Below are 8328 nucleotides of genomic sequence, written 5' to 3' on the forward strand. Positions count from 1 at the left end.
TACCTATTTTTATCACATAAAAAATGCAGCTGAATTACTACTTTTAAAATTAATATTATGAATATAACCTCATTCATTCAGAAACAGATCAATATTTCTTCAAGGAGTATTGAAGCAACTGTAAAGTTGTTAGACGAAGATCATACAATTCCTTTCATTGCCCGTTATCGTAAGGAAATAACAGGAAACCTGGATGAAGTTCAAATATTTACCATAGCTAAACTTAAAGCTGGTTTTGAAGAAATTCAAAAGCGCAAGGAATTCATTATAAAAAGTATTGAAGAACAAGATGCCTTAACCGAAGATTTTAGAGATCGCATTGAAAGCTGCTTTGATTTAACTATTTTAGAAGACTATTATTTACCCTACAAAAAGAAAAGAAAAACGAAGGCATCTGTAGCCATTGAAAATGGCTTGGAGCCTTTAGCAAAAATTTTGTGTGCCCAAAAGACAATTCCCAATATAACAACGTTGGGTGCTAAATACTTGTCGGAAAATATTACAACTCCTGAAGAAGCCTTGCAAGGAGCACGATATATAATAGCGGAGTGGATCAATGAAAATAATTCTGTGAGATCTGGCTTAAGACGATTTTTTCAACAAACGGCAATTATAGAATCCAAAATTATAAAGGGAAAAGAAGAAGAAAATGAAGCACAGAAATTTTCGAATTATTTTAATTTTTCAGAAAACTTGAAAAGATCTCCCTCTCATCGATTATTAGCGATTCTAAGAGGAGAAAAAGAAGGCTTTTTACGAATAAAAGTAAAAGTAGAGGTAGATGAAGCCTTATCTATAATAAGTAGATGTATAATTAAAACTAACGAAAAAGTAATCAAAGATCAGCTTTCCTTAGCAATAAAAGATTCTTTTTCACGACTATTGGAACCGGCACTAAGCAATGAAGTATTTCAAATAGCAAAAGAAGCTGCCGATAAAACAGCAATACAGGTTTTTTCATCCAATTTAAAGCAATTGTTATTACAATCCCCTTTAGGTGAAAAAAGAATTTTAGCCATTGATCCGGGATATAAATCGGGTTGTAAATTAGTTTGCTTAGACGAAAACGGAAATTTATTGCATAATGATACCGTTTATCCACATCCGCCTCAGAAAGAAGGTAAAGAAGCGGTTAAGAAGATAAAATCTTTGGTAAATGCTTATAAAGTAGAGGCTATTTCCATAGGTAACGGGACAGCTTCCCGAGAAACCGAACGATTGATACAATCCATAGCTTTTGATCGCGCATTAAAAGTATTTGTAGTTAATGAAGCGGGGGCTTCAGTATATTCTGCCTCAAAGCTAGCAAGAGAAGAATTTCCTTCCTATGATGTAACCGTACGGGGCGCGGTTTCCATAGGTAGAAGATTATCAGATCCTTTGGCTGAGTTGGTAAAAATAGATCCTAAAGCAATTGGTGTAGGTCAGTATCAACATGATGTGGATCAAGCTTTACTAAAAAAAGAACTAGATGCAGTAGTTATTTCTTGTGTAAACAGTGTAGGAGTAAATCTCAATACGGCGAGTAAATCTCTTTTATCTTATGTCTCTGGAATAGGAGAAAAGATGGCAGAAAATATAGTGAAGTATCGTTCGGAAAATGGAGCGTTTAATAGCAGACAAGAATTAAAAAAGGTACCAAGGCTTGGAGAAAAAGTTTTTCAACAAGCATCTGGTTTCTTAAGAATTCCCACTTCTCTAAATCCTTTGGATAACTCTGCCGTTCATCCGGAATGTTATCCTGTCGTGAGGCAAATGGCTGATGATTTAGGAATTGAAATACATGATCTGCTTCGTAATAAAGAACAGATACAAAAAATAAATATAAAAAGCTATATTACAGATGATATAGGCATGTTAACCTTGGAAGATATACTTGCAGAATTGGAAAAACCTGGATTAGACCCTAGAAAACAGGTCAAAATGTTTGCTTTTGATCCTTCTTTAAAAACAATAGACGATTTAAAAATTGGAATGACCGTTCCGGGAATCATTAATAATATTACCAATTTCGGATGTTTCGTAGATATAGGTATTAAAGAAAATGGTTTAATTCATATTTCAAAAGTATGTAAAGAATTTATCACGGATATAAATACCGTTGTGCAACTTCATCAACACGTTGAAGTAAAAGTCATAGATGTTGATGTTGAAAGAAAAAGAATACAATTATCTCTGATCGATTAATGTTATACACAAATCGATTTTAATTTTATAAACAACATATTTATTTTTCATAATATATAATTTTTTAAATTATTTAACCTTACGCTATATTTATTATATAAAATTTACGTTTTTGTAAATAAAAATTTTTAGAGAGAAGGTTACATAGTATAATTTTTATTAAAAACTAGTGCGAAAAAAATAAGAATTTATATCTTTATCCCTTGATTGTCTTGGTATTTTATAAAATTCTAAATTAGCTAGAATTTGATTAATTATACAATAATATAAATTAATTAAAAAAAATGAAAAATCTTTATTTGCTGTTTGTTTTAATATTTTTTATTGGTAAATTTTCCGCACAAGATTTTGAAGAACCGAAAGTATCACTTAAAGATCATAACGGAAATTCAAAAATTGTTAAGGTTGATTGCGATTATAATTTTTACGGTAATAAACAAATTGAGTTATCCGCAGAATATCCTATTATAAAACAATCTAATAAATATAAAGTTTCTGCTATTGAATATCCTGCTCATGTTGATTTTTCTAAAGGTACTCCAGTTTCAACTAGTAATACCAATGGAAAAAGTGACGATGTATTCGGAGATGAAGTTGTAGATATAGGTTTTAATTTTTGCTTTTATGGTAACAGTTATAACAAAATTATTGTTAGCGATAATGGGGTAGTCAGTTTTGATTTATCCCAAAGAAATAAAGAGTGCCCTTACTATATTGCAGGTCCTATTCCGAATTCAGGATTACCTAAAAATTCTATATTCGGTGTATATCACGATATGAATAACACAACTCCGAGCAAGATTAAGGTAGCTTATGAAGGTACAGCTCCATATCGTAAATTCATTATAAATTTTGATAACTTAAAGCAATACGGACCTGATCGAATTTATTCCTCTTCCCAAATTGTATTATATGAAACATTCAATATTATAGATATATATGTTGGAAATAAAAACAAAAATCCAAAAACTCCTAAAGATAAAAGAGCATTAATAGGTTTAATAAATTCCTACGGAAATTATGGAATCTCTGCTCCCGGGAGAAATACAGGTGAATGGGAAGCAAAAAAAGAAGCCTGGAGATTCACCCCTGATGGAACAATCGATATTGATGTTAGATGGTATCATGGAAATTCTTCCTATCCGTATCAGTCATCGGGAAATACTTCAGTTGTAAATCCGTCTACAGATACATACTATCGAGTGGAGGTTACTTACAACGGATGCAAAAGTTTAACCATCACAGATACGATACGAGTTACATTTGATAAGGAATTTCCTAGTGCAAATAAAATTACACCCAAACCTTTTTGTATAAATAAAGGTGATAGTTATACCGTAGATTTGACATCCTATGAATCGGAAATGAATCCTGATTCAACCTTGCATTTTACCTATTATTGGGATAAGGATTTAAGAAATAGAATTCCCGACAATCAAGTAAAATCCTTTACTTTTTCAGGAGATAGAACTGTATATGTAAATGTATTGAAAAGTGGAGTTTGTTGGATCAACTCCGAAATAAAGCTAAGTCTTAACAAGAAACCCGATCTCAAAGATAATCGGCAGTTTATTGTATGTGATGAAGATAATGACGATAAAGAAACGGTAAATCTCTATAAATTTAATTACGGAATAGATAGTAATACGGAGTATATTATCCTGGATGAAAATATGAGAGAATTACCTGGAGTAGTTATTCAAAATTATCCTATAGATTTATCCGGTTCTACCGCCGATACCGTTAAATTTTACCTTAAAGCATGGAATAAATCAATTAAGGATAAAGATTGTTATACCTTAGTTTCATTTACGGTAAAATTGGTTAAAAAACTAGAGCTTCAAAAAAGTGAAGCCATTATCTGTTATGTTAGAGAAGGACAGACAGTTATCTTAGATCTTACACATTACGAACCTAATTTGCTTAAAAATTCTACTATAAATCCGATTCCATCAACAGTAAAATGGGAATATTATAAAGACGATAAATACAAGCAAAAAATTATAGATCCCAAAAAATGTGATGTTAAGCTAAATAGTGTTATTTATGTTAAGGCTTCACATCCTGATTATTGTGGTGAAGTATATACCCAATTAACTCTTCTTGCAGATGCAGATTGCGGCGGTGGCGGCGGTGGCGGCGGCAATGGCGGTGGTATGTTAATGCCTTCCATATGTAACTCCAATGAAACAGAAGAAGTTAATTTGGAATCCTATCTTCCTAACTTCTTGTACGGGACCTCATTAACTGCCCAAGACATCGAGATTATCGGCTTTTATAAAAACCTGGCATGTACTATAGAACTTGAATTAAAAGAATCAACTCCCGGATATATATATAGTGTAAAAGCTCCGGCTAAGCCTACAATTTATTTAAAATATAAAGTTAAAAAAAGCGGATTGACAACAGTAAGTTCCATAACTATTTTCATATCCCAAAAACAAAGCTTAAGTGTAAAAGATTTTGATATTTGCGATACCTATAATGACGGAATAGAGATAATTGAGCTAAGCAAATATGAAAAAATACTCAAAGATTTGTATACCTATTCTTCTTCTAATCCTTCTTTCGGTAATGATCAGGGTGATAAAATTGTCTTTTTTGATAACCCTACCGATCGGGATATGTATCTAGTTGATGAAAAACATGAAACGGGAATGCTTAAAAAATCCTTTCCGCTGATTTCTACAGAGAGCCCTAAATTAATTTATCCAGCGGTAAGATATAACCAGTGCAGTTATACCTATGATATTCAATTTAATTTAATACCGGTTGAAGAGAAAGTATTAGGACCTTATACTATATGCGATTTTAATGATGACGGGGAAGAATTAGTTAATATTTTAGAATTTATTAAGGCTACAACGAAAACAGCACCCAATGAGCTGGAAAAGCTTCTTACTCCCAGTCAGTTGTTATCTATAAAAACTTCTATAAAAGATATAAAAAATTTAAAATATTATAAGACAAAAGAAGAAGCACATAAAGGAGAAAAGGCAACAATTAAAGATCCTGCTAAATTTCAAATCAGTAGGGCAGCTAGCAGTGCCTTTACCAAATTAGAATTTTATAATCAATGTCCTATTATTGTTGAAATTAAATTTGATTTAGTACCTGCAGTACAATTACCGGAATATACTAACTTAGAAATTTGTGATATTGATGATGACAATATAGAGGAGGTTGATTTGTCTAAAATCGTTATCGATTCCAAAGGAGTAAACATTGATTTTTATAGATTAGCATATGATGCGGAATATGAGATATATGAACCTGGAGAACATTTAGGAAAGTATGTAGATAGTAGTACTCCTATTCTCTATATGGTAGATGTCAGAACCAACATTACCAATAATGAGATATGTATGAGAGTAGAGGATAAGATAACTAAATGTTATAAAATTATTCCTGTAAAAATTAATTTAATACCAGTTCCTATAGCAGCAAATAAAGATATTTATGTATGCGATTTTGAAAATGACGGAATTGAGATTATTGATTCCTCCATGCTAAAGGGAACCGTTACGGGTCAATTAATACGCAATAATGCTAAGTTAAATAATAGGATGATTTATGAATATTATCTAACTAAAAAAGATGCTGAAATAGGAACTACACCTATTACACAATTTGAAGCAAGACAAATGTCAACCCTTTGGGTAAAGATAAAAGCAGGAAACTGTTCCGAAATTTTTGAGTTGAAATTTATTTTGGTTGATTCACCTGTTTTAAAACAAGATGTTAGCATTTTTTACTGTAATAATAATACCAAACATGATGATGAGCAAGACATTAGGGAGGTTATTAACTTGTATTATTATAATCATTTATTTTTGGATACGCTCCAAAATCCTGACGATTATGAATTCGTTTATTACAGATCAAGAAATGATGCTATTTTAAATCAATATTCTTTAAACGGAAGTGCTACTATAACATATTTTCCAGCAACTTTTTGGGTTAGAGTTAAAAATAAACAAAGCAATTGTTTCTCAGTAGCTCCTATAACAGTAAATGCTTATCCTGAATTGAATGTAAATAATTTTACTACTTTATTATGTAATGAAGAGAAAAAAGTAAAGGTCGATTTGACTGAATACCCGATTAAAATGGTTGGAGCATCCCATAACATATCTGATTTTACCGTATCATATCATACAAGCAGATACAATGCGGTTAACGGCTACCAAATATCTGATGTAGATAGTAAACAATATGAGGTAACCGGTGGAGATATGGTTTGGGTAAAATTTGTTTATAATAAAACAGGCTGTTATATAATCCGAAGAATAGAATTCTTAATTTCTTTAGTTCCCAAAGCGAATGTACATTTTATAGATATATGCGATGAGACTGATGGGACTATAGATGGCAAATACGTAATTAAGAACTTAGATGAATATAAAACGAATATAATTATTGGTGAATCTCAATCTTTTATTGATGCAGAATATGATTTTACCTATTACCGATCATTGGTCAATGCCGAACAAGGTATTAATGCAGTTTCACCTATAAATTTCACCATTAAGCACGATGAATTTACAAATAACCCTCCAAATAATCCTTTTTACATAATTTATGTTCGAATAGATAAAAAGGATAAAACATGTCCAACAATTACCTCTATATCTGTAAATGTAAATCCAAGATTGCAAATAGATAAAAACGAAGTAGTAATTTTAGGTTGTGCAGACAGTAATAATATTTCCTTGGTTGATCTGACATCGGTTTCATCACAGATAAAAGATATAACTGAAGCAGGATTCACCTATTACCAACAAGAATCAGATGCAAGAAACGGTAATAGGAGTAAAGCGATTTCAACTCCGCAAACTTATCAAGTAAGAAATTTAACCAATGATGGTTTTTATACTTGGGATGAGGTATTTGTAAGAGTTAACGACAAAAAAGGAGGGGCATGCGACAGTATTGCTAAAATTAAAATTACTACATATCCTTTTATCAAAGTGGATCATGTATCCGAAGAAATATGCGAATATGGTTCGGAAGCAGAAAAGACAAAAATAAATCTTTGGGATTTATCCAAAACAATGCTTGCATCCAATGGTACAACGGATCCAACCCGTTTAGACAGAATGTTTAAAGCGATGAGGATTATCTACCAAGATAGTAAGGGAGTTGAGATTGGAAGAGTAGAAGATACCTCAGGAGCGATACCGAGCACGTTAAGCAACTATGAACCACCGGCAGGAGAGTCGAAAGTAAAAATTAAAGTATTATTTGAGAATAAAGAGAACGGATGTGGTAATGCTGGAATCATTACGATAACCCAGAAAGAAACTCCAAGGCCGAATAAGATTACATATACCCTGTGTGATGAAGATTTAGACGGAGATTATAATGACGTTTTACTTAAAGATTTAGACGAATTGGTAATAACAAAATCGCCACAACAAGAAATAACTTATTATCGAAGCAAATCTGAGGCTTTAGATGTACAAGGTACAAGCGCCAAACCTATAGATAAAAACAGTTATTTTATCGTAGATTTTAACAAACCGTTATATGTACGAGTGTTGAATCAAGTGAGTGGATGTATTGGAATTAATGAAGTATGGTTTAAAAAGAATTCGGAAAATGTACCGATACAAAAAGAAGTAAAATTAGCGGTTAAATGTGATGATTCAAGTGATGATTCAAAAGAAATATACGATTTACATGAAGCCGAAGCCCTCATAGGTAATTATCCATCGGGAAGTTATCGCTATTATAGGAATGAGGCGGATGCGAAAGAATCCTTTAAAAACGAAGCGCAAGGAATATATAAACATTTGACAGAGCCGGAAATATCCAATTATATCAATAGAGAATTATATAAAGAAGGATTATATATAGTAGATGAAATTTATGTAAGAGTAAAAGATAAAGACGGGAAATATTGTGATGATGTATCGAAAGTAAAACTATATTTATATCCGTATTTAAAAGTACAAAAAGATGAGCCTGTACTCTGTGAATATGAACCGGAGGGAGTCAAAAGTAGAGTAGATTTATGGAACTCCATCTATCCGATGTTATCACAGAACGGAGATAAATCACGAATAGATAGCTTTTTAGAAAAAATGAGGATTATCTACCAAGATAGTAAGGGAGTTGAGATTGGAAGAGTAGAAGATA

The 8328-nt window shown here is 31.8% G+C and carries 1 protein-coding gene and 1 pseudogene; both read left to right on the forward strand.

Annotated features, from left to right (window positions below):
- Nucleotides 1-57 precede the first annotated feature (57 nt).
- A complete protein-coding gene (locus Q0T35_RS07265) occupies nt 58-2187 on the forward strand; it encodes a Tex family protein (RefSeq protein WP_295841557.1) in 2130 nt (709 codons plus the stop codon).
- 284 nt (nt 2188-2471) lie between these two features.
- Nucleotides 2472-8328, forward strand: a pseudogene (locus tag Q0T35_RS07270) (hypothetical protein); the annotation flags it as partial.

The organism is uncultured Apibacter sp. (assembly GCF_946479295.1).
In the GTDB taxonomy this organism is placed as follows: Bacteria; Bacteroidota; Bacteroidia; order Flavobacteriales; family Weeksellaceae; genus Apibacter.

Bases quoted from the DNA above. Each gene is read 5' to 3' on its own strand.
- Q0T35_RS07265 (WP_295841557.1), top strand. From the start codon at position 58: ATGAATATAACCTCATTCATTCAGAAACAGATCAATATTTCTTCAAGG.